The sequence below is a fragment of the Pseudomonas sp. S150 genome (genome assembly GCF_004526365.1).
Classification (GTDB): domain Bacteria; phylum Pseudomonadota; class Gammaproteobacteria; order Pseudomonadales; family Pseudomonadaceae; genus Aquipseudomonas; species Aquipseudomonas putida_A.
This window is the reverse complement of sequence record NZ_CP038207.1, coordinates 1,144,349-1,166,656: the sequence shown is the minus strand read 5'-3', so window position 1 is coordinate 1,166,656 and position 22,308 is coordinate 1,144,349. Positions and strand designations below refer to the sequence as shown.

18 protein-coding genes and 2 tRNA genes are annotated in these 22,308 nt (G+C 60.8%); 4 read left to right on the top strand and 16 right to left on the bottom strand.

All coding sequences use genetic code 11. The features are described from left to right. Positions 1 to 55 precede the first annotated feature (55 nt). From rplI to rnr, 6 genes are all read right to left on the bottom strand, one after another. Entirely contained in the window at positions 56 to 502 is a 447-nt protein-coding gene (rplI, locus tag E3Z29_RS05365; protein WP_003221136.1) for a 50S ribosomal protein L9, read from the bottom strand. A gap of 19 nt (positions 503 to 521) precedes the next feature. Continuing rightward, a complete protein-coding gene (locus E3Z29_RS05360) occupies positions 522 to 1,415 on the bottom strand; it encodes a hypothetical protein (protein WP_027611422.1) in 894 nt (297 codons plus the stop codon). Positions 1,416 to 1,451: 36 nt separating this feature from the next. After that, positions 1,452 to 1,682: a 30S ribosomal protein S18 gene (gene rpsR / locus E3Z29_RS05355; RefSeq protein WP_002551829.1), complete on the bottom strand. Its 231-nt coding sequence runs from the start codon at positions 1,680 to 1,682 to the stop codon at positions 1,452 to 1,454. A 28-nt stretch (positions 1,683 to 1,710) separates the two neighbouring features. Next, the gene (gene rpsF, locus E3Z29_RS05350) at positions 1,711 to 2,133 is read right to left on the bottom strand and encodes a 30S ribosomal protein S6 (RefSeq protein WP_003221133.1); all 423 of its coding nucleotides are present in this window, start codon (positions 2,131 to 2,133) and stop codon (positions 1,711 to 1,713) included. A 309-nt stretch (positions 2,134 to 2,442) separates the two neighbouring features. Further along, on the bottom strand, positions 2,443 to 3,207 hold the full coding sequence (gene rlmB / locus E3Z29_RS05345) for a 23S rRNA (guanosine(2251)-2'-O)-methyltransferase RlmB (protein ID WP_003221131.1): 765 nt from the start codon (positions 3,205 to 3,207) through the stop codon (positions 2,443 to 2,445). Further along, positions 3,204 to 5,837 carry a ribonuclease R gene (rnr, locus tag E3Z29_RS05340; RefSeq protein WP_134785306.1) on the bottom strand — a complete coding sequence of 878 codons (2,634 nt, stop codon included), beginning with the start codon at positions 5,835 to 5,837 and terminating at the stop codon, positions 3,204 to 3,206. The genes rlmB and rnr overlap by 4 nt, the downstream gene beginning before the upstream one ends. A 225-nt stretch (positions 5,838 to 6,062) precedes the next feature. On the opposite strand from rnr, the gene E3Z29_RS05335 reads away from it, so the two are divergent. The 4 genes from E3Z29_RS05335 to E3Z29_RS05320 all read left to right on the top strand — a co-directional run bounded on the left by E3Z29_RS05335 (position 6,063) and on the right by E3Z29_RS05320 (position 9,207). Further along, positions 6,063 to 6,149 (top strand) — tRNA-Leu (locus E3Z29_RS05335). 180 nt (positions 6,150 to 6,329) lie between these two features. Continuing rightward, positions 6,330 to 6,416 (top strand) — tRNA-Leu (locus E3Z29_RS05330). Positions 6,417 to 6,631: 215 nt separating this feature from the next. Beyond that, positions 6,632 to 7,642, top strand: a complete 1,011-nt coding sequence (locus E3Z29_RS05325) for an extracellular solute-binding protein (RefSeq protein WP_041065682.1) — start codon at positions 6,632 to 6,634, stop codon at positions 7,640 to 7,642. Continuing rightward, on the top strand, positions 7,642 to 9,207 hold the full coding sequence (locus tag E3Z29_RS05320) for an iron ABC transporter permease (protein WP_134785305.1): 1,566 nt from the start codon (positions 7,642 to 7,644) through the stop codon (positions 9,205 to 9,207). Before E3Z29_RS05325 ends, E3Z29_RS05320 begins: the two co-directional genes overlap by 1 nt. Before the next feature lie 100 nt (positions 9,208 to 9,307). Here E3Z29_RS05320 and E3Z29_RS05315 read toward each other — a convergent pair whose 3' ends face one another. The 10 genes from E3Z29_RS05315 to E3Z29_RS05270 form a co-directional block, all read right to left on the bottom strand. Then, entirely contained in the window at positions 9,308 to 11,242 is a 1,935-nt protein-coding gene (locus E3Z29_RS05315; protein WP_098966935.1) for a methyl-accepting chemotaxis protein, read from the bottom strand. Positions 11,243 to 11,381: 139 nt separating this feature from the next. Next, positions 11,382 to 12,671: an adenylosuccinate synthase gene (locus tag E3Z29_RS05310; RefSeq protein ID WP_003221122.1), complete on the bottom strand. Its 1,290-nt coding sequence runs from the start codon at positions 12,669 to 12,671 to the stop codon at positions 11,382 to 11,384. 54 nt (positions 12,672 to 12,725) lie between these two features. Next, a complete protein-coding gene (locus E3Z29_RS05305) occupies positions 12,726 to 13,913 on the bottom strand; it encodes an ATP phosphoribosyltransferase regulatory subunit (RefSeq protein WP_047600701.1) in 1,188 nt (395 codons plus the stop codon). Between the two features lie 313 nt (positions 13,914 to 14,226). Beyond that, positions 14,227 to 15,096 (bottom strand): protease modulator HflC, encoded by an 870-nt coding sequence (gene hflC, locus E3Z29_RS05300; RefSeq protein WP_027611416.1) that lies wholly within the window; start codon positions 15,094 to 15,096, stop codon positions 14,227 to 14,229. Continuing rightward, positions 15,096 to 16,271 (bottom strand): FtsH protease activity modulator HflK, encoded by a 1,176-nt coding sequence (gene hflK, locus E3Z29_RS05295; protein ID WP_007967435.1) that lies wholly within the window; start codon positions 16,269 to 16,271, stop codon positions 15,096 to 15,098. Before hflK ends, hflC begins: the two co-directional genes overlap by 1 nt. 96 nt (positions 16,272 to 16,367) lie before the next feature. Next, complete coding sequence (gene hflX, locus E3Z29_RS05290; protein WP_003221114.1) at positions 16,368 to 17,669, bottom strand: ribosome rescue GTPase HflX; 1,302 nt, start codon at positions 17,667 to 17,669, stop codon at positions 16,368 to 16,370. A 12-nt stretch (positions 17,670 to 17,681) separates the two neighbouring features. After that, entirely contained in the window at positions 17,682 to 17,942 is a 261-nt protein-coding gene (gene hfq / locus E3Z29_RS05285) for an RNA chaperone Hfq (protein ID WP_003221112.1), read from the bottom strand. A 94-nt stretch (positions 17,943 to 18,036) separates the two neighbouring features. Further along, complete coding sequence (miaA, locus tag E3Z29_RS05280) at positions 18,037 to 19,008, bottom strand: tRNA (adenosine(37)-N6)-dimethylallyltransferase MiaA (RefSeq protein WP_027611415.1); 972 nt, start codon at positions 19,006 to 19,008, stop codon at positions 18,037 to 18,039. Continuing rightward, positions 19,008 to 20,906 carry a DNA mismatch repair endonuclease MutL gene (gene mutL, locus E3Z29_RS05275; protein ID WP_177416205.1) on the bottom strand — a complete coding sequence of 633 codons (1,899 nt, stop codon included), beginning with the start codon at positions 20,904 to 20,906 and terminating at the stop codon, positions 19,008 to 19,010. Before mutL ends, miaA begins: the two co-directional genes overlap by 1 nt. A 5-nt stretch (positions 20,907 to 20,911) precedes the next feature. Continuing rightward, positions 20,912 to 22,291, bottom strand: a complete 1,380-nt coding sequence (locus E3Z29_RS05270) for an N-acetylmuramoyl-L-alanine amidase (protein WP_371260346.1) — start codon at positions 22,289 to 22,291, stop codon at positions 20,912 to 20,914. Between the last annotated feature and the right edge of the window lie 17 nt (positions 22,292 to 22,308).

Below are 22,308 nucleotides of genomic sequence, written 5' to 3'. Positions count from 1 at the left end.
GATCGTGCCCGATGTTACCGGCAAGCACCCGAGGGTGCCAGCCGACAAGTATTGCTTAAGCTGCTACCACGACAACGCGTACGGTGGCTTCAACTTCGGCGTGCAGGTGCACAGCCACGTCGAATTCACCCACGTTGCGGATGGTGCCGTTCGGCAGACGAACTTCGCTCTTCTGCACTTCAACGCCGGAAGCGGTCAGTGCGTCAGCGATGTCGTGAGTACCGATCGAACCGAACAGCTTGCCTTCGTCGCCAGCGGTGGCAGTGATGGTCACTTCCAGCTCGGCCAGTTGGGCAGCACGGCTTTCAGCCGATGCTTTACGGTCTGCGGCGGCTTTTTCCAGCTCGGCACGACGCTCTTCGAACGCAGCCAGGTTGGCAGCGGTCGCAGCGGTAGCCTTGCCGAAAGGCAGCAGGTAGTTACGGCCGTAACCGGCCTTAACGTTTACTTTGTCGCCCAGGTTGCCCAGGTTGGCGATTTTTTCCAGAAGGATCAGTTGCATGTGGAAATCCTCTTAACTTTTAACCTTCACCGTTCGCGTTATCGGTGTCTTTCGACACGTGACGACCGCGAAAATCAATCAGGCTGTCGACAATGGCCAGAACCACGAGCAACGGATAGAGCAGCTGCATGAACAACAGCAGCGTGACGTACAACCCCACCAGCCAGAAACCGGCCAGTCGCTTCTGCCCGACCAGCCCGTGAATCAGGGCGAGTCCGGCGAACACCAGCGGTACACTGCACAACGGCGTCAACATGGCCATCTGTGCACCGAGATTCGGGCCCAGAAGCATCAACGCCAGCAGCAACATCGCCGGCCCCAGCGGGATCCGGATGGCGCGAAACTCGCGACCAAAACCACCCGGGTTGTACAACAACGCCTGCCAATGCCGCCCGACAATCAGGCTCAGCACGCTGACGATCTGCAACAGAGCCGCAATCAGTCCGGTCAGGACTGGTGCAATCAGGGACGCGAAGCGCGCTTGCTCATCGACCGACAATTGCTTGTAGGTTTCACCAAGAAGCGCCGGCATGACCTTTATCAAGGCCTGCGCGAGCATCTCGATCTGGGCCGCAAACGCTGCCCCGAGCACCACTGAAAACACCACTCCAATCACTACGCTGACCAGCAGCGTGCGAACCCAGGACTCGCTTGCGCGCAACACCAACGCAAGCCCCGAAGACCCCAGCAGCACCAGAAGTGCCCGTGGATCATCGGCATACAGCCACCAGACCAAAGCCGGCAGCAGCCCCAGAGACAGAACACCCAGGGCGTCCGTCAGTCCGCGCCGCAGAAGCACCAGGCTCCCGGCGGCAGCACCCAACCAATACAACAACGGCAATGTTGCACATCCGGCCACCACGAGAGTGGCCTGCATACGGCCTCGCATGATGAACTCAGCTAAGGCACGCATGCATTCAATCCTTTGCTACTTGTCGACTGCCCGGTCTCAGCGGCCGTGGCTGTCGGTGTAGGCCAGCAGGGCCAGGAAGCGGGCGCGCTTGATAGCGGTGGCCAGCTGACGCTGATAACGAGCTTTGGTACCGGTGATGCGGCTTGGAACGATTTTGCCGGTCTCGGATACGTAGGCTTTCAGAGTGTTGAGATCTTTGTAATCGATCTCTTTCACGTCTTCAGCGGTGAAGCGGCAGAATTTACGACGACGGAAGAAACGTGCCATTTGATAGGCTCCTTAAAAGGTCCGTGGATTACTCGTCAGCGTTATCGCTGTTGTCGCTGTCATCACCCTCAACGCCATCAGCGTCGGAGTGCTCAGGACGATCGCGACGCTCACGGCGCTCACTGCGGTTTTCTTCAGCCTTGAGCATCTCGGACTGGCCGGTAACGGCTTCGTCGCGACGGATGACCAGGTTACGGATCACAGCATCGTTGTAGCGGAAGTTGTCTTCCAGCTCGGCCAGGGCCTTGCCAGTGCACTCAACGTTCAGCATCACGTAGTGAGCCTTGTGAACATTGTTGATTGCGTAGGCCAGTTGACGACGGCCCCAGTCTTCCAGACGGTGGATTTTGCCGCCGTCTTCTTCGATCAGCTTGGTGTAACGCTCAACCATGCCGCCGACTTGCTCGCTCTGGTCAGGGTGGACCAGAAAGATGATTTCGTAATGACGCATGAATGCTCCTTACGGGTTGTAGCCTGCCGCTCAAAAACGGTCAGACAAGGAGTGAATGACACTTATGGACTTGCTGGCGCGGGGCACATGCGTGCCTGCCGTCACAGCAAGGGGCGCAATTGTAGAGAAGGGACTGCGGAGGTGCAAGGCAATTGGTGATTATTTGAACAATCACCATTTCTTCGCCTTCGCACAAAACACTGTGGGAGCGGGCTTGCTCGCGAATGCGTTTCATCAGGCAACATTATTGTTGTCTGACACACCGCTTTCGCGAGCAAGCCCGCTCCCACAGTTTGTTTGCGTACAGCCTTATTTCTTGGCTGCAGCCTTGGCCTTGGCGCCGCGTTGACGCTGTGCTTCGAACAGGCACACACCGGTCGCCACGGACACGTTGAGGCTGCTGACGCTACCGGCCATCGGCAAGTTCACCAGATAGTCGCAGTGCTCGCGAGTCAGGCGACGCATGCCTTTGCCTTCGGCGCCCATGATCAGGATGGTCGGGCCGGTCAGGTCCTGGTCATAAATGCTGACCTCGGCCTCACCCGCCGTGCCGACCACCCACAGACCGCGCTGCTGAAGCTTTTCCAGAGTGCGCGCCAGGTTGGTCACCGCCACCAGCGGAATCACTTCCGCCGCGCCGCAGGCCACTTTACGCACCACCGGCGTCAGGGTTGCCGACTTGTCCTTGGGCACGATCACCGCCAGCGCGCCGGCAGCATCCGCCGAACGCAGGCAGGCGCCGAGGTTGTGCGGGTCGGTCACGCCGTCGAGCACCAGCAACAGCGGTGCGCCTTCGGTACGGTCGAGCAGCTCATCGAGCATCGCCTCGCCCCAGACCTGGCTCGGACTGACGTCCGCCACCACGCCTTGGTGCACGCCTTCAACCCAGGCGTCCATTTCGCGGCGCTCGGCCTGACCGATCTGCACACGATTTTCGTTGGCCAGTTCGATCAGGGTCTGCACGCGCGGATCGTTGCGGCTTTCGGCCAGCCAGATCTGCTTGACGCGTTTAGGGTGATGACGCAGCAACGCTTCTACCGCGTGAACGCCGTAGATTTTTTCCAACTGACTCATGACTTCGCCTTCGGTTTACGCGACCCGCCACTTTTGGCTGGAGCCGAACCCGCTTTCGGCGGGCCTTTACGGTGTTTGCTCGGTTTGGCTGGCTTGCCGCCGACGGCCTTCTCAGGCGCCGACCGTCCGGTCTTTCCCCCAGACGCCGCTTTACCACCGCTTTTGGCTTCGGCCAGCAAGGCCTTCTTCAATTCACGGCTTTTGCGCAGCTCGGCGTTTTTCGCCACGGCATCGCTCGGGCGATAGGCCTCGACGGCTTTCTCTTTGGCTGGACGACGGCTGGCGGTTTTCGCCGGAGCCTTGTCTTCCACAGCCTTGGTCGCTGCCGGAGCAGTGCTTTCGCTGCCGCGCTTCTTGCGACCGATCGGCGCGCTGATGGTTTTCTCGGCCATCTCGAAGTCGATCTTGCGCTCGTCGAGATCGACGCGCATCACGCGCACTTCAACGGTATCGCCGAGACGGAAGCTGCGACCGGTGCGCTCGCCCGCCAGGCGGTGATGCACAGGGTCGAAGTGGTAGTAATCGCCTGGCAGCGCGGTGACGTGCACCAAGCCTTCGACGTAGATATCGGTCAGCTCGACGAACAGACCAAAACCGGTCACGGCGGTGATCACCCCCGGGAACGATTCGCCCACGCGATCTTTCATGAACTCGCACTTGAGCCAGTTCACCACATCGCGGGTGGCTTCGTCGGCACGGCGCTCGCTCATCGAGCACTGCTCGCCGAGTTGCTCCAGCGCCGCTTCGTCGTACGGATAGATGCGCGCCTTCGGAATGGTCATCGCCCCGGCACGACGAACGTGCGGAGTGTCCTGTTTCGAATGGATCACGCTGCGGATGGCGCGGTGCGTGAGCAGGTCCGGGTAACGACGGATCGGCGAGGTGAAGTGGGTATAGGCTTCGTAATTCAGGCCGAAGTGGCCTTCGTTCTGGACGCTGTACACCGCCTGGCTCAGGGAGCGCAGCATCACGGTCTGGATCAGATGGAAATCCGGACGGTCCTTGATGCTCGCCAACAGGGCCTGATAGTCCTTTGGCGACGGGCCATCCTTGCCTTTGTGCAGGGACAGGCCGAGCTCGCCGAGGAACGCGCGCAGTTTTTCCAGACGCTCCGGTGGCGGGCCGTCGTGGACACGGTACAGCGCGGGGATTTCGTGCTTCTTGAGGAATTCGGCGGTGGCCACGTTGGCCGCCAGCATGCATTCCTCGATCAGCTTGTGCGCATCGTTGCGGGTGGTAGGACGGATTTCGGCAATTTTGCGCTCGGAACCGAAGATGATCCGGGTTTCCTGGGTTTCGAAATCGATCGCGCCACGCACGTGACGGGCAGCCAGCAACACTTTGTACAGCGCATAGAGCTGCTTGAGGTGCGGCACCACGTCGGTGTATTCGCCGCGAAGCTTGCGCGCTTCGGTGGCTTTCGGGGTTTCCAGCATCGCGCTGACCTTGTTGTAGGTCAGACGGGCGTGGGAATGGATCACCGCTTCATAGAAGCAGTAGTCGGTCATTTCGCCGGACTTGGAGATGGTCATCTCGCAAACCATGGCCAGACGATCGACGTGCGGGTTCAGCGAGCACAGGCCGTTGGACAGCTGTTCAGGCAGCATCGGCACCACGCGCTCGGGGAAATACACCGAGTTGCCGCGTACCTGGGCTTCGTTGTCCAGCGCCGAACCGATCTTCACGTAGCTGGAAACGTCGGCAATCGCCACGTACAACTTCCAGCCGCCGGAGAACAGGCGCAACTTGCCCGGTTTGGCTTCGCAGTAGACCGCGTCGTCGAAGTCGCGGGCATCTTCGCCGTCGATGGTGACGAACGGCAGATGGCGCAGGTCGACACGCTTCTCTTTGTCTTTTTCTTCGACTTCCGGCTTGAGCTTGGCGGCTTCTTTGAGTACCGCTTCAGGCCAGACATGCGGAATGTCGTAGGTACGCAGCGCGACATCGATTTCCATGCCCGGCGCCATGTAGTTGCCGACCACTTCGACCACATCGCCTTGCGGCTGGAAGCGCGGCGTCGGCCAGTGGGTGATTTTCACCTCGACGAACTGACCGATCTGCGCGTTGGCGTTGCGGCCTGGCGTAACCAGCACTTCCTGCTGGATCTTCGGATTGTCGGCAACGACAAAACCGATACCGCCCTCTTCGAAGTAGCGACCGACGATCGTTTCGTGGGCACGGGACACCACTTCGACGATCACGCCTTCACGGCGGCCACGACGGTCGAGACCGGAAACACGGGCCAGCGCACGATCGCCATCGAACACCAGACGCATCTGCGCCGGGCTCATGAACAGGTCATCGCTGCCGTCGTCCGGCACCAGGAAGCCGAAACCGTCACGGTGGCCGCTGATGCGGCCGAGGATCAGGTCGAGCTTGTCCACCGGCGCATAGGTGCCACGGCGGGTGTAGATCAATTGAGCGTCGCGCTCCATGGCGCGCAGGCGGCGGCGCAGGGCTTCGATCTGGTCTTCTGTGGTCAGACCAAACTCTTCGACCAGTTGCTCGCGGGCAGCAGGCGAACCCCGATCGGCGAGATGCGCCAGGATCAGTTCGCGGCTGGGAATAGGGTTTTCATATTTTTCCGCTTCACGAGCGGCCTCGGGATCGAGGGACTGCCAATCGGCCATTAGAGAGTTTTCACCTTGTCTATATGCGGGTTAGTTTGGCATAGGCGCCATCAAACGGGAAATTTCCGACTATATAAGGCCCTTCTGGAGCCTTGTATCGACGCCTAAAAGCCCTTTTGAACACCGCTGGTAAAAAAATTCATTTTTTTTGCTGACAGGGGTTTACAGTTAAAAAGGCGCTCCGTATAGTGCGCGCCATCGACGACGTACATACGTTGACGAGATGCCCAGGTGGTGAAATTGGTAGACACGCCAGCTTCAGGTGCTGGTGACCTTACGGTCGTGGAAGTTCGAGTCTTCTCCTGGGCACCAATTTCGAGTTTGAGACTAGATCAGTTTCAAGACTCACACAAAACCCGCGAAAGCGGGTTTTTTGCATTCTAAGGAACGGGTTTGTTAAAACTGATTAATTAAAATTAAATCAGGGGTTTACAGATCAAAAAGCGCTCCGTATAGTGCGCCACATCAACAGCGGCAACGCTCGCGATGAATGCCCAGATGGTGAAATTGGTAGACACGCCAGCTTCAGGTGCTGGTGACCTTACGGTCGTGGAAGTTCGAGTCTTCTTCTGGGCACCAATTCAAACTCAAGGTTACGACGTTGAGTTTCCCAAAAACCCGCGAAAGCGGGTTTTTGCGTTTCTGGCGTTTGAAAACCTGCAGCTCCCTCGCCACACATGATCACCAGATCATGCTCTAGCAAACCTCCGCCCTCGTCGCAAGGCGCACTTGAGAAACAATATCGTTTATCATTGTTGCAAGTTTTTGCAATGCGACAGTGAGGAACCCTGCGAATGATGTTTCGAAATACCCTGCGCCGCGGCTTGACCTTCACCCTGCTCGGCCTGGCACTCGCCACTCCCCTCACCCAGGCAGCCGATGCGGTTTCCCTGACGCTCTACAACGGTCAACACAAGGAAGTCGGCGATGCGATCGCCAAGGCTTTCGAGGCCAAGACCGGCATTCACGTCAACGTACGCAAGGGCAGCAGCAACCAGCTCGCCAGCCAGGTCATCGAAGAAGGCGACCGTTCCCCCGCCGACGTGATCTACACCGAAGAATCTCCTCCGCTGAACAACCTCGGCGAGCAAGGCCTGCTGGCCAAGACTGACGACGCCACGTTGGCCGTGCTGCCCAAGCAATACGTCGCCGGCAACGGCACCTGGATCGGTGTCACCGCGCGGGTTCGCGTGGTTGCCTACAATCCGAAACTGGTCGATGAGAAAGACCTGCCGAAGTCGGTGATGGAATTCTCCGATCCGAAATGGCAAGGCAAAGTCGGTTTCGTACCAACCAGCGGCGCCTTCCAGGAACAGGCCGTGGCGATCATCAAGATGCACGGTCGCGACGCCGCTGAGGAATGGCTGACCGGCCTGCGCGCTTTCGGCAAGACCTACAGCAACAACATGGTCGCCCTCAAAGCTGTGGAAAACGGCGAAGTCGCCACCGTACTGGTGAACAACTATTACTGGTTCGCCCTGCAGCGCGAGAAAGGCAAACTCGACTCGAAACTGCATTACTTCACCGGCGGCGACGTCGGCGGACTGATCACCGTATCCAGTGCTGCCGTGCTGAAATCCAGCAAACATCCAAAAGAAGCCCAGCAATTCCTTGCCTACATGGCCAGTGAGGAAGGCCAGCGCGTGATCACTCAGACCACCGCCGAATACCCGCTGCACAAAGGTATGGAATCGGATCGCGGGCTCAAGCCGTTCAGCGAACTGCAAGCGCCAAACGTGACCCCGGCCGACCTGGGCAACGCCGAAGAAGCGCTGGAGCTGGAACGTGAAGTTGGCCTGAACTGATGGCCGCATCGTTATCCACCCCCGCCGCGCGCGGGGGTTACGTACCACGACGCAAGCGCCCGTCGATCTGGCTGGTGCTGCCGGTCTTATTGCTGGTGATCATGAGCCTGTTGCCTCTGGCCTATGTCGGCCTGAAAGCCTGGCAGGCCGGCTGGGCCGAAGCGCTGCACCTGTTATGGCGCCCTTACGTATTCGGTCTGCTGCGCAACACCCTGGCGTTGATGGTCGGCGTAACGCTGACTTGCGGCGTGATCGGCCTGTCACTGGCGTGGCTGCTGGAGCGCAGCAATCTACCGGGACGTCGCCTGTGGGGGGTGGTTCTGTGCTTGCCGTTCGCGGTGCCGGCGTTCGTCAGCAGCTTCACCTGGGTGTCGTTGAGCGCGCAGTTCGAAGGCCTCGGCGGGGCGATTCTGGTGATGAGCCTGTCGAAGTATCCGCTGATCTTTCTGCCGGTCGCGGCGACCCTGCGCAACCTCGATCCGTCCCTTGAAGAATCGGCCCGCACCTTGGGACAGAACCGCTGGGGCGTGTTTTTCCGCGTCACCCTGCCGCTGCTCTGGCCGTCGCTGCTGGCCGGCTCACTGCTGATTGCCCTGCACATGCTGGTCGAGTTCGGCGCTCTGTCGATCATCGGCCTGCAAACTTTCACCACCGCGATCTACCAGCAATTCGAACTGGAATTCAGCAACGCCAATGCAGCGATGCTTTCGGCGGTGCTGCTCGCGCTGTGTCTGATGCTGCTGTGGCTGGAGCTGCGGGTGCGCGGTAAAGGGCGCCATGTGCGCACCGGCCAGGGTGCAGCGCGGCAGGCTGAACAAGTACGCCTGGGGCGGTGGGCGGTTGTCGGTCAGCTGTATTGCCTGTTGCTGGCGATCGTCGGCAGCGGGATTCCGCTGGGCATGCTCGCGTATTGGCTGGCGGTGGGCTCATCGGCAGCGTTCCCGGTCGCGGCGATCACCGAAGCCCTGCTGTCTTCGCTGGCCTTGTCGCTGGGTGGCGCAGCGCTGTGCCTGCTGCTGGCGGTGCCGGTCGGGCTGCTGGTGGTGCGTTACAAGGGCCAACTGGCGATCTGGGCCGAACGCTTGCCGTATCTGCTCCACGCCTTGCCGGGCCTGGTAATCGCGCTGACGCTGGTGTATTTCGCCCTGCACTACGTGCCGGCGCTGTACCAGACCTCGGCATTGCTGCTGATCGCTTATGCGCTGCTGTTCCTGCCATTGGCACAGGCGCCGATCCGCACGGCACTGAACAAGGCTGCGCCGCAGCTGGAGGAAGCGGCACGCACGTTGGGGGCATCGTCATTCACCGCGTTTTGCCGGGTGACCCTGCCGATCATTTTCCCGGCACTGGGTGCGGCGTTTGCGCTGGTGTTTCTGGATGCGATGAAGGAATTGACGGCGACGCTGCTGCTGAGCCCAACGGGACTTAATACACTGGCGACGGAAGTGTGGGCGCACACCGCGAATGTCGAGTTCGCGGCGGCGGCGCCTTATGCGGCGTTGTTGATTGTGGTGTCGGGGTTGCCGGTGTATCTGCTGACGACGCGGATGTATCTGAGCCGCTGAAATCGCCTTCGCGAGCAAGCCCGCTCCCACAGTTTGACCGAGTCCCACCAGAGGAATGCGATCGAATGCGGGAGCTGGCCTGCTCGCGAAGGGGGAAACATCAGGCCCTGAACTGTCCCAGACTGGCCTTCAGCTGCGCCGCCAGCCCATCCAGCACCTTGCCACTGGCCGTGGTTTCCACCACCGCCTGCGCCGCTTTCTCGGCCTGGGCATGAATCGTTTCGACCCGCCCACGCACTGCCTGCGCGCCCTGCGCCTGATGCGCCGCTGCCTGCGTTGCCAGACCGATCGCCGCATGCACCTGCTCGACCGAGGCCTGCACTGACTGCTGCAACCGTGCGCTGTCGCGTAACACCAGCAAACCTTCGCTGGCCTGACGCCCCGCCTGGCCGATCGCTTCGACCGCCTCACGCGCGCCCTGCTGCAACGCGACGATGTGCGCCTGAATGTCACCGGTCGAGCTTTGCGTCTTGCTCGCCAGCGCGCGCACCTCGTCCGCGACCACGGCAAAACCGCGGCCGGTCTCACCGGCCCGCGCCGCTTCGATCGCCGCATTCAGGGCCAACAGGTTGGTCTGCTCGGCGATGCCGTGAATCACCGTCAGCACCACTTCGATCTGTTCGCTCTGCTGCGCCAGTCGCTCGATGACTTTCGCCCCGGTATCAACCTGCCCTGCCAGCGCCTCGATCAGGCTGCCGACTTTCGCCGAGGTACGAGTGTTTTCATCGGTGGCCTGGCGAATATCCACCACCTGCTTCAACGCCGCCTGCATGGCATGGCTTTCCGATTGCGCCTCGTCAGCCATTTGCGACAGCGCGCGCAGGCTTTCCGCCACTTCGTCACGCTGCATCCCGGCCGCTGCGTCGGCACCGGCATTGCGCAGGGTCATGGCGCCGATTTCCACACCGGTACGCTGGGCCACGTCGCCCGCCTCGCGCACGATCGGCTGCAACTTATCCACAAAGCGATTGACCGCCGAGGCCATGTCGCCGATTTCGTCCTTGCTGTTGATCTGCACGCGCTTAGTCAGGTCGCCCTCGCCTGCCGCCAGATCGTCCATCGCCGCATTGAGCATCTTCAAGCGATTGACCACCCGGTGCCCCAGCACCACCGCCAGCAACAGCAGCACGCCACAGCCGACCAGCGCCAGACCCATGCCGATCCGCCAGCGCAAGGTCGCAGCGGCGTCCTGTACCGTGCTGGTGGTATTGGCTTTCATTTCGGCAGCGGTGGATTGCGCCGACTGCAGGCGCGCCTGCATTGCCGTCGCGCTGTCGGCGGCGGCGCCCTTGAGGCTGTCGCCCACCAGTTGATCACTGCTGGCGATCAGCGCCGAGAAGCGCTGGTCGAGCGCCGCCAGATCGGTTTCCACCGACGCGGTCGAGACGCCCATCAGCACTTTGCCGATTTCCACGCCGTTAGGGTTGATCGAGGCTTCGAGGTAGTAGACCGACGGATCGTTTTTCGCCGCGTCCAGCACCTTGTCCAGCGCGCGCTCGCCCTGGCCTTTTTCCAGCAAAGCCTTGTTGATCGGATTTTCGCGGTTGAGGTAACGCGTCAGGTGTTGACCGGTGGCATCGTCGTAAACCACGAACAACACGTTGGGATTGCGCTGGGCGCGACGAGCAAATTCGGACAGGGTCGGCACGTCGCTGTCCCACATGGCGCGCGGCGCCACCGAAGCGAGCAACTGAGCCATGTCATTGGCCGAGTCCTTGAGATCTTTTTCCAGTGTCGTACGCAGTTGCGCCTGCTCCTCCTTCAGACGGGAAGACAGGCCGGCGGTCAGACGCTGCCGGGTACTTGAGGAAAGGTTATCGAGGCTTGAGGTGACCTCACGCCCGGCCTGTTCCAGCTCGCCGGAGAGCTTTTGGCTGTCAGCGCCCAGACGAGTGCCGAGATCGGCCTCCAGCGCCGTGACCGTGCTTCGTGTCAGGGCGACTGCCACCAGCACTTGCACCAAAAGGGCGATACCAAGGGTAACGAACACGGGCCGCAACAAACGGCTTTGTAACAGTGAGAGAACGGCCGACACTGTGAATCCCTCTACTTCTGACGCCATTAATTTGATGGCACTCTTGTAGGAAGATTTACAGCAAAGGTCATGCCGTCCAACAGGCATAAACGACAAAGGCCCCGATTAAGGGGCCTTTGTTTTTTACATCAACGACTTATCAAGCGAACGGATGACGCAAAACGATGGTTTCGTTGCGGTCCGGGCCCGTCGAAATAATGTCGATCGGCGCGCCGATCAACTCTTCAACGCGTTTAATGTAGGCACGAGCATTAGCTGGCAGCTCTTCCAGGGTTTTGGCACCCACGGTCGATTCGGTCCAGCCCGGCACTTCTTCGTACACAGGCTGCAGGCCCACGTAGCTGTCAGCGTCGGTCGGCGCCACGGCATTGCCTTGCGCGTCCTTGTAGCCGGTGCAGATGTTGATGGTTTCCAGACCATCGAGTACATCCAGCTTGGTCAGGCAGATGCCCGAGATGCTGTTCACATCGATAGCGCGACGCAGGATGACGGCGTCGAACCAGCCGCAACGACGGGCACGACCGGTGGTAGCGCCGAACTCGTGACCTTGCTTGGCCAGATGCGCACCCACGTCGTCGAACAGCTCAGTCGGGAATGGACCCGAGCCGACGCGAGTGGTGTAAGCCTTGGTGATGCCCAGGATGTAGTCGAGGAACATCGGGCCAACGCCCGAACCGGTCGCCACGCCACCTGCGGTGGTGTTGGAACTGGTCACGTACGGGTAGGTACCGTGGTCGATGTCGAGCAACGAACCCTGAGCGCCTTCGAACATGATGTCTTTGCCGGCGCGACGCAGGTCGTGCAGCTCGGCAGTCACGTCGAGCATCAGCGGCTTGAGCAGCTCGGCGTATTCCTTGCACTCGGCCAAGGTCTTTTCGAACTCGATGGCCGGCTCCTTGTAGTAACCGACCAGCATGAAGTTGTGGTAATCCACCAGCTCACGCAGCTTGTCTTCGAAACGCGGCATGTTCAGCAGATCGCCCACGCGCAGACCACGACGGGCAACCTTGTCTTCGTAAGCCGGGCCGATGCCGCGACCGGTGGTACCGATCTTCAGCTCGCCGCGGGCTTTTTCACGGGCCTGGTCCAGCGCCACGTGGAAGGACAGAATCAGCGGGCAGGACGGGCTGATACGCAGGCGCTCGCGCACCGGTACGCCTTTCTCTTCCAGCTTGGTGATCTCACGCAGCAGGGCGTCAGGTGCAACCACCACGCCGTTGCCGATCAGGCACTGCACGCCTTCGCGCAGCACGCCCGACGGGATCAGGTGCAAGACGGTTTTCTCGCCGTCGATCACCAGGGTGTGGCCAGCGTTGTGGCCACCTTGGTAGCGCACTACGGCGGCAGCATGTTCGGTCAGCAGATCAACGATCTTGCCTTTGCCCTCATCACCCCATTGGGTGCCCAGGACTACGACATTCTTACCCATAACACTTGTCCTCATTCGCGCAAACTTGGTGCCGGCGATGGCCGGCAGGAAAACTCAAGAAGCCAGTGGCGATACTTGCCAAAGCCCGTTCTGCTGAATCAATTGCCGGTCGCAGTCCGCATCACGGGCGGCGGCCAAAGGTTGTCCAGGCAATGCCTGAACGACACGCTGACCCTCACTGCGCAACTGGCAAACCTGCTGCCAGAGTGCCGCATCCGTACTGTCAGGCATCCAGATACCGCCAGACGGTAGCTCGATCTCAGCACGCCCCAGGGTCACCAGGGTTTTCAAATCGGTAGAGAAGCCGGTCGCCGGACGGGCACGACCGAAGTCGGCGCCGATGTCGTCGTAACGACCGCCCTGAGCGATGGACTGGCCCACGCCCGGGACAAACACCGCGAACACCACACCCGTGTGGTAGTGGTAGCCGCGCAGCTCGCCCAGGTCGAAGTACAGCGGCAACTCCGGGAAACGCGTCGCCAGACGATCGGCGATCTCCAGCAAATCTTCCAGCGCCGCCAGAACCGGCGCCGGTGCATTGGCCAGACGCTCACGGGCCGCACTCAGTACTTCACGGCCGCCACACAGATCGACCAGCGCCCGCAGCATGCCGGACAGATCGGCAGGCAGGCCTTCGGTCAAGGTAATGACCTCGTCGATGGCCTTGCGTTGCAACGCATCGAACAACTGCTGTTCGACTTCACCGGACAGACCGGCGGCACGCGCCAGACCACGGTAGATGCCGACATGGCCAAGGTCCATGTGTACATCCGGCACATCGGCCAGTTGCAGCATGGCCAGCATCAGGCTGATGACTTCAACGTCGCTGCTCGGGCTGGCGTCGCCGTACAGCTCGGCACCCAACTGGATCGGGCTGCGCGAGGACGACAGTGCACGCGGCTGGGCATGCAGCACGCTGCCGGCGTAGCACAGACGGCTCGGACCTTCGCGACGCAGGGTGTGCGCATCGATGCGCGCCACTTGCGGCGTGATGTCGGCACGGAACCCCATCTGCCGACCCGACTGCGGGTCGATGACCTTGAAGGTACGCAGATCCAGGTCCTGGCCCGCACCGGTCAGCAGGGATTCCAGGTACTCGATATGGGGAGTCACGACAAACTCGTAACCCCAGCTCTGGAACAGATCCAACACCTGACGACGCGCGACTTCAATGCGCGCCGCTTCCGGTGGCAGTACTTCTTCGATGCCATCTGGCAGCAGCCAGCGGTCTACCGTTGCCATTACGCCATTCCCCTTTGATCCGGGCGGCCAGCCTGCGGGCGAGCCTTGAGTGAAGCAGAAAATGACCGATCCGTTCAAAACGCACGCGCATGAACGACGCGGCGAAAGGCCTGTTACCGGCTTCGCCCATCACTTTCCTCGAAAAACGCTCGGGCCATTCAACCCGATGCCTGCAACAAAAAACAGCAATCAAACGTGCAGACGCAAAAAAGCCGGGAATTTCCCGGCTGCCGCATCATACACACGTTTTCCCAAAGGATCACCCCGCCCGAGGTTTTAGCCGCCGGGCGGAATGATTCAGGTCAACGTCGTATCAAGGCTTGGACTTTTCCAGGTAACGGAAGAAGTCGCTGCTTGGGTCGAGAACCATGACGTCGGATTTGTTCGCGAAGCTTTCACGGTAGGCACGCAGGCTACGGTAGAAACCGTAGAACTCCTGATCCTGGCCGTAGGCCTTGGAGTAGATCGCAGCGGCCTGGGCATCGCCATCACCGCGAATCTCTTCGGACTCACGATAGGCTTCAGCCAGCAGCACGCGGCGTTGACGATCGGCGTCGGCACGGATGCCTTCGGCCAGCTCGTTACCCTTGGCGCGGTGCTCGCGAGCTTCACGCTCACGCTCGGTGCTCATACGTTCGAACACGCTGCGGTTCACTTCTTTCGGCAGATCGATGGCCTTGACCCGGACATCGACGACTTCGATACCCAGCTCTTTTTCCGCCATCTTGTTCAGCGACGCGGTTATGTCAGCCATCAGCGCATCACGCTCACCCGACACCACTTCGTGCAGGGTGCGCTTGCCGAACTGGTCACGCAGACCGGATTCCAGACGACGGGACAGACGCTCGTCGGCGATCTGCTTGAGGCCGGAAGTCGCGGTGTAGAAGCGCTCGGCATCTTTCACGCGCCACTTGGCGTAGGCATCGACCATCACGGCTTTCTTTTCCAGGGTCAGGAAGCGCTGTGTCGGTGCATCCAGCGTCATCAGACGTGCGTCGAATTTACGCACCTGGTTAACGTAAGGCACTTTCACATGCAGGCCCGGCTGGACATCGGCCTGAACCACACGACCGAATTGCAGCAGCACCGCGCGCTCGGTCTGAGCCACGATATAGAAGCAGTTCCAGCCCACCAGCACCACGACAACGCCAACGATCAGGGCGATCAGCGATTTATTGCTCATCAGCGGGTCTCCCTTGTACGTGTCTGCGGCAGGTCAGTGACATGCGGCGCGACGTCCGTGTTGTTGCTGGCGGCAGCCGAACCGGTAACCGGTGCATTGCTGCCCGAACTGTTCTGGATCATTTTGTCCAACGGCAGGTAAAGCAGGTTGCTCTGGCCGTTCTTGTTGCCGGTCACGAGTACCTTGCTAGTGTTGCTGAAGACTTCCTGCATGGTGTCCAGGTACAGACGCTGGCGGGTGACTTCAGGGGCCTTGCGATACTCGGCGACCAGTTTGGTAAAGCGATCCGCCTCACCCTTGGCGCGCGAAACCGTTTCGTCGCGGTAACCGTTGGCATCCTCGAGGATACGCTGGGCCTGACCACGGGCTTCCGGCACGACGCCGTTGGCGTAGGTTTCCGCCTGGTTGCGCGAACGCTGCTCGTCTTCACGGGCGCGGATCACGTCGTCGAAGGCTTCCTGCACTTCACGCGGTGCCGCTGCGCTCTGTACGTTGACCTGGGTGACGGTGATACCGGTGCGATAGGTATCGAGGAAACGTTGCAGACGCTCCTTGATTTCGCTGGCCATCAATTCACGACCTTCGGTCAGCACCTGATCCATGGCGGTCGAACCCACCACGTGGCGCAAGGCGCTGTCGGTCGCATGCTGCAGACTGATTTCCGGCTGATCGACGTTCAGCACGAAGTCCTGCAGGTTGCTGATCTTGTACTGCACGGTCAGCGGCACTTCGACGATGTTCTCGTCTTCAGTCAGCATCTGGCCCTGCTTGGTGTAGGCACGCTCACGCGTGACGTTTTCCATGTACTTCTTGTCGATCGGCGGGAAGTAGATGTTCAGGCCGGGGCCGACGGTCTCGTAGTACTTGCCGAAGCGCAGCACCACGGCTTGCTCCTGCTCGTCGACCACATAGACCGCGCTGTACAGCCAGACAGCCGCCAGCACCACGAGGCCGATGCCGAGCAGACCGCCGAAGCCGCCACCACTCCTGCCCGAACCACCGCCGTCATCACCACCGCGTTTCTTACCACCACCGAACAACCCGTTCAGGCTTTCCTGCAGCTTTCGGAAGGCCTCGTCGAGATCCGGTGGCCCCTTGCGGTCGCCGTTATTGCGGCGCTTGCCACCCCAAGGATCCTGATTATTCGAGTTGCCACCCGGCTCATTCCAAGCCATAGCGCTCTCCATCTGATAAAGCAAAGACGCACCCACGGCGCGCCGACCAATGCTACAGAATGCCTGCCGTTGCGGCACAACCGCTTTGCCAGGCTTTTATTGCAAAGTGTGTTGCTCGATGAATTCCATCGGCTGCAATCCTTCGCGGCTTACCAGTCGATTCAACTCGACCCGGGGCAAACGAACGGCCAGCAGGCAGATGCCTTCTTCGTCATGCTCTTCTTTCTGTACCGCACCGAGTTCGAAGAACTGCGCACGCAGTCGAGCGAACCGTTGCGGCAAGCGCAATGTCCCCACAAACAAATCACTGCCCAGCAACTCGGCAATGGCTTGCTCAAGCAATTCCAGCCCCGTGCCATCGCGCGCCGACAGCCAGACCCGCTGCGGTTTGCCATCGGCATCGCGCTGGATCTGTGGCTCAACGCCTTCAAGCAAATCGAGTTTGTTGTATACCTCGAGGATCGGCAAGTCCTGGGCTCCGATCTCGCCCAGTACCACCATCACCTGCTCGATCTGCAACATGCGATCCGGTTCGGCCGCATCGATCACGTGCAACAGCAGGTCGGAATTGCTCGACTCTTCGAGCGTAGACCGAAATGCCTCGACCAGCTTGTGCGGCAAGTGCCGAATGAACCCTACCGTGTCAGCCAGAACGATCGGCCCCAGGTCGTCCAGTTCCAGACGGCGCAGGGTCGGGTCGAGGGTGGCGAACAACTGGTCGGCCGCGTACACCTCGGATTTGGTCACGTTATTGAACAGCGTGGATTTGCCGGCGTTGGTATAGCCCACCAGAGACACGGTAGGGATATCCGCACGGGAACGGCCGCGACGCGATTGCTCGCGCTGGCTGCGCACTTTTTCCAGACGACCCTTGATCTGACGCAGACGAACCCGCAGCAGACGCCGGTCGGTTTCGAGCTGGGTTTCACCCGGGCCACGCATGCCGATACCGCCACCCTGACGCTCAAGGTGAGTCCAGCCGCGAACCAGGCGGGTGCTCATGTGATCAAGCTGGGCCAGTTCTACCTGGAGCTTGCCTTCATGGGTACGGGCGCGCTGAGCGAAGATATCGAGAATCAGGCCGGTACGGTCGATCACGCGACACTCGAAAACACGTTCGAGGTTACGTTCCTGACTGGGCGTGAGAATGTGATTGAAAATCACCAGATCGGCCTTTTCGGCATGGACCAGGTCGCGTAATTCCTCGACCTTGCCGCTGCCAATCAGGAATTTGGCGGTTGGCCGATGACGCGGTACGTTAAAAAACGCAACGGTCTCGGCGCCCGCCGAATTAGCCAATTCCTGAAACTCCTGCGGATCTTCGCGCGCCTCAGGGTCCTGACCTTCCAAGTGAACGAGGATGACTCGCTCACCACCACCGTGGCGCTCAAAGAACAAAGGAGACTCCTATCAGGCGTTACCTGGCTCAGCGTCACCCGCATCGGATTCGGTTGCGCTAGGCAGACGAATTGGACGTACTGGCACGACTGTCGAGATAGCGTGTTTGTAAACCATCTGGCTGACGGTGTTTTTCAGCAGGATAACGAACTGGTCGAACGACTCGATCGTGCCTTGCAGTTTGATACCGTTGACCAGGTAGATGGAAACCCCAACTTTCTCTTTACGTAAAGTATTCAAGTAAGGGTCTTGTAGCGAATGCCCTTTTGACATGTGCCGCACTCCTTTAAGGATTCAATAATAAAAATAGGTAATTCAGATGGCTTTGGCCGCCACACCCCCAAGGATAGACGGCAATTGCAAGGACTCAGCTCAATATGGAGATGGTCCCAAGGTATTTCAAGGCGCGTGGCAGATTGTCGCAATCAAGACTGTCCAGCCAGTGCAGTTCTTCCCAGCTGCGCAGCCAGGTGAACTGGCGCTTGGCCAATTGACGCGTGGCAATGATGCCGCGTTCCTGCATTTCAGCTAACGACAGCTTGCCATCCAGGTAGTCCCAGACTTGGCGGTAGCCTACCGCACGTATAGACGGCAACCCGGAATGCAGGTCACTTCTTTTACGCAGGGCTACGACCTCGTCGATGAACCCCTGTTCCAGCATATTTGTGAATCTTTGTTTAATGCGCTCATGCAGTACCTGGCGATTTGCCGGAGCAATGGCCAAGTTCGCGACAGTATAGGGCAATTGTTGCCGTCCCGAAGCGGCTGCTTCAGTACTTTGCGCAGATTGTTGCTGACGCAGGGCAGTCATGCTCTGACCGCTGACCCGATAAACCTCCAGCGCCCGACTCAGGCGCTGCGGATCGTTCGGATGAATGCGTGCCGCCGACACCGGATCGATGATCGCCAGCTGATCGTGCAGGGCTTGCCAGCCAAGGCGTGCAGCCTCTTCTTCGATCTGCGCACGAACCTCGGGATCGGCCGCCGGCATGTCGGCCAAGCCATCAACCAACGCTTTGTAATAGAGCATGGTGCCGCCAACCAGCAGCGGGATTTTTCCGCGCGCGGTGATTTCGGCCATAGCTTGCAGGGCATCGCGGCGGAAATCCGCAGCCGAATAGGCTTCAGCCGGATCGAGAATGTCGATCAACCGGTGCGGAAACTCGGCCAGCAATTCTTTGGAAGGTTTGGCGGTGCCGATGTCCATGCCGCGATAGACCAGCGCCGAGTCGACGCTGATCAGCTCGCACGGCAGCACCTTGGTCAGCTCGATGGCCAGGTCGGTCTTGCCCGCAGCGGTCGGGCCCATCAGAAAAATCGCTGGAGGAAGCTGGCTCATCAACGACCGCGCAGGAACAGTTTGTCCAGATCGTCCAGGCCCAGCTGGGTCCAGGTCGGTCGGCCATGGTTGCATTGACCGCTGCGCTCGGTATTTTCCATGTCGCGCAGCAGACCGTTCATTTCCGGCAGGGCCAGGCGCCGGTTGGCACGGATCGCGCCGTGGCAGGCCATGGTCCCGAGCAGTTCGTTCAGGTGCGCCTGAATCCGGTCGCTGGTGCCGTATTCCATCAGGTCCGACAGCACGTCACCCACCAGACGATTGGCCTCGGCCTGCTTGAGCAGCGCCGGAATCTGGCGGATTGCCAATGTTTCCGGGCCCAGACGCTGCAGCTCGAAGCCCAGTTTCTGGAACCATGCAGCGTGTTCTTCAGCGCAATCGGCTTCACGCTGACTGACCGCCAGCGACTCCGGCACCAACAGCGGCTGACCGCTGAGACCTTCGCTGGCCATGGCGATTTTCAGGCGTTCGTACATGATCCGCTCGTGCGCGGCATGCATGTCCACCAGAACCAGCCCCTGAGCGTTCTCGGAGAGAATGTAGATGCCCTTGAGTTGCGCCAGCGCGTAACCGAGCGGCGGAATATCGTCCTGACCGGCCGGCAGCGCATTGGCATTCGCTTCCGGCAACGGTGCGAAAAACTCGCGGTAAGCGGCTTGAGCCTCGGCGGCTGGCACAGCCGACTGCGGACGCGGCGTGTACTGATACTGATAAGCACCGCCAGCGCTGGCGCCCGACGAGGTGTTGAACACCGGTTGCGCCTGCGGCTGCTCCAACAGCGCGTTGGCCGCCAGACGCATTTCGCCCTGCGGGCCGAACTCGCCGGCCTCGATGCCGCTTGGACGCACCACAGCGGTGGTGACAGAGCCGGCCAGTTGATCTTCCGGACGCACATCACCCAAGGCGCGGTGCAACGTGCCATAAAGGAAGTCATGCACCATGCGCCCGTCACGGAAGCGCACTTCGTGCTTGGTCGGGTGCACGTTGACGTCCACCGCCGCCGGATCGACTTCGAAAAACAGCGCGAAGGTCGGATGACGACCGTTGAACAGCACATCGCGATAAGCCTGACGCACCGCGTGGGCCACCAGCTTGTCGCGCACCGCACGACCGTTTACGAAGAAATACTGCAAGTCCGCCTGGCTGCGGTTGAAGGTCGGCAACCCGACCCAGCCCCACAGATGCAGGCCATTGCGCTCGATCTCGATCGGCAGCGCCTGCTCGAGGAACCCCGAACCACAGATCGCCGCCACACGCCGGGCGCGGGCTGCATCATCGTGGGCCTCGTGCAGGCTGAGGATGGTCTTGCCGTTGTGGCGCAGATGGAAGGCCACGTCGAAACGCGCCAGCGCCAGACGCTTGATCACTTCTTGCAGGTGATCGAATTCGGTTTTTTCGGTCTTGAGAAACTTGCGCCGCGCCGGCGTATTGAAAAACAGGTCGCGCACTTCCACCGAGGTACCGACCGGATGCGCCGCCGGCTGCACCCGAGGCGCCATGTCGCGACCTTCGGTTTCGACCTGCCAGGCCTGATCAGCATCGCGGGTGCGCGAGGTCAGGGTCAGGCGCGCCACGGAGCTGATCGACGCCAGTGCCTCACCACGGAAGCCCAGGCTCATCACCTGCTCCAGATCTTCGAGATTGCGAATCTTGCTGGTGGCGTGACGGGCCAGCGCCAGCGGCAGGTCGTCGGCGGAAATGCCGCTGCCATCGTCACGCACCCGCAGCAGCTTGACGCCGCCCTGCTCGACATCGACATCGATGCGCTTGGCACCGGAGTCGAGACTGTTTTCCAGCAACTCCTTGATCACCGAAGCCGGGCGCTCGACCACCTCGCCGGCGGCGATCTGGTTCGCCAGCCGCGGGCTGAGCAGTTCGATGCGTGCGGCGTTCAACACCTGATTCATTCTTTGGACGCCAGTTCGGTGCCGGGAATGGTCAGGTGCTGGCCGATCTTCAGCTCATCGCTACTTAGATTGTTGGCACTGCGCAGCGTCGCGGGGGACACCTGATAACGCACGGCGATCATCGCCAGCGTCTCGCCCGGGCTCACGCGGTGATCGCGCGGGCCTTGGGCGATCTTGCCGGAGTCACGCAGCCAGGCAATGTAGGTGCCCGGTGGCGGATTCTGCTGGAAGAACTGGCGCACGCCGCTGCTGATCGAACGCGCCAGCGCCTGCTGGTGGCTTGAAGCCGATAGTTTGTTCGCCTCGTTGGCGTTGGAGATGAAGCCGGTTTCGACGAGGATCGACGGGATGTCCGGCGACTTCAACACCATGAACCCGGCCTGCTCCACGCGCTGCTTGTGCAACGGAGTCACGCGACCGATGTTGGTCAGGACTTTCTGGCCGACGTTGAGGCTGGAAGTCAGCGATGCGGTCATCGACAAGTCAAGCAGTACGCCGGCGAGCATGCGGTCCTTGTCGTCGAGGCTGACGTTGCCGGCACCACCGATCAGGTCGGAACGGTTTTCGCTGTCGGCCAGCCAACGGGCGGTCTCGGATGTCGCGCCGCGATCAGACAGGGCAAACACCGAGGCACCGAAGGCTGCCGCAGACGGCGCAGCGTCGGCGTGGATCGAAACGAACAGGTCGGCGCCCTTCTTGCGGGCAATTTCGGTACGGCCGCGCAACGGGATGAAGTAGTCGCCGGTACGGGTCAGTTCGGCGCGGAAACCTTTCATGCCGTTGACCTGACGCTGCAGCTCGCGGGCGATCTGCAGCACCACGTCTTTCTCACGCTGGCCGCGCGAGCCGGACGCACCCGGGTCTTCGCCGCCGTGACCGGCGTCGATCACCACAATGATGTCGCGCTTGCCGGCCGGGGCCGGTGGCAACTTGATCGCCGGTTCAGACGGTGTCACCGGCACTGCCGGCACGGTGGCGACCGATGGCGTTGGCGCAGGCGGCGGCGCGGCATCGGCCGGGTTGTCGAACAGGTCGACCACCAGACGGTTGCCATATTGCGCGTTCGGCGCCAGCGAGAAACTTTTCGGGGTGACGGCTTTTTTCAGGTCGATGACCACTCGCAGATCGGTCGGCGTGCGCTGGGCCGAGCGCATCGCGGTGATCGGCGTGTTAGCAGTCGAGACCTTTAACGGCGCCCCCAGGGTGGCGCCATTGATGTCGATCACCAGCCGATCCGGTGCGGTCAGGGTGAAGACGCTGTGCTGCACCGGACCGCTCAGGTCGAAGACCAGTCGCGTGTTGTCCGGCGCCCGCCACAGGCGCACGCTGTTGACCTTTGTCTCGGCCACAGCGTTGACGGTTACTGCCATCAACATCAGTCCAACGGCAGCCA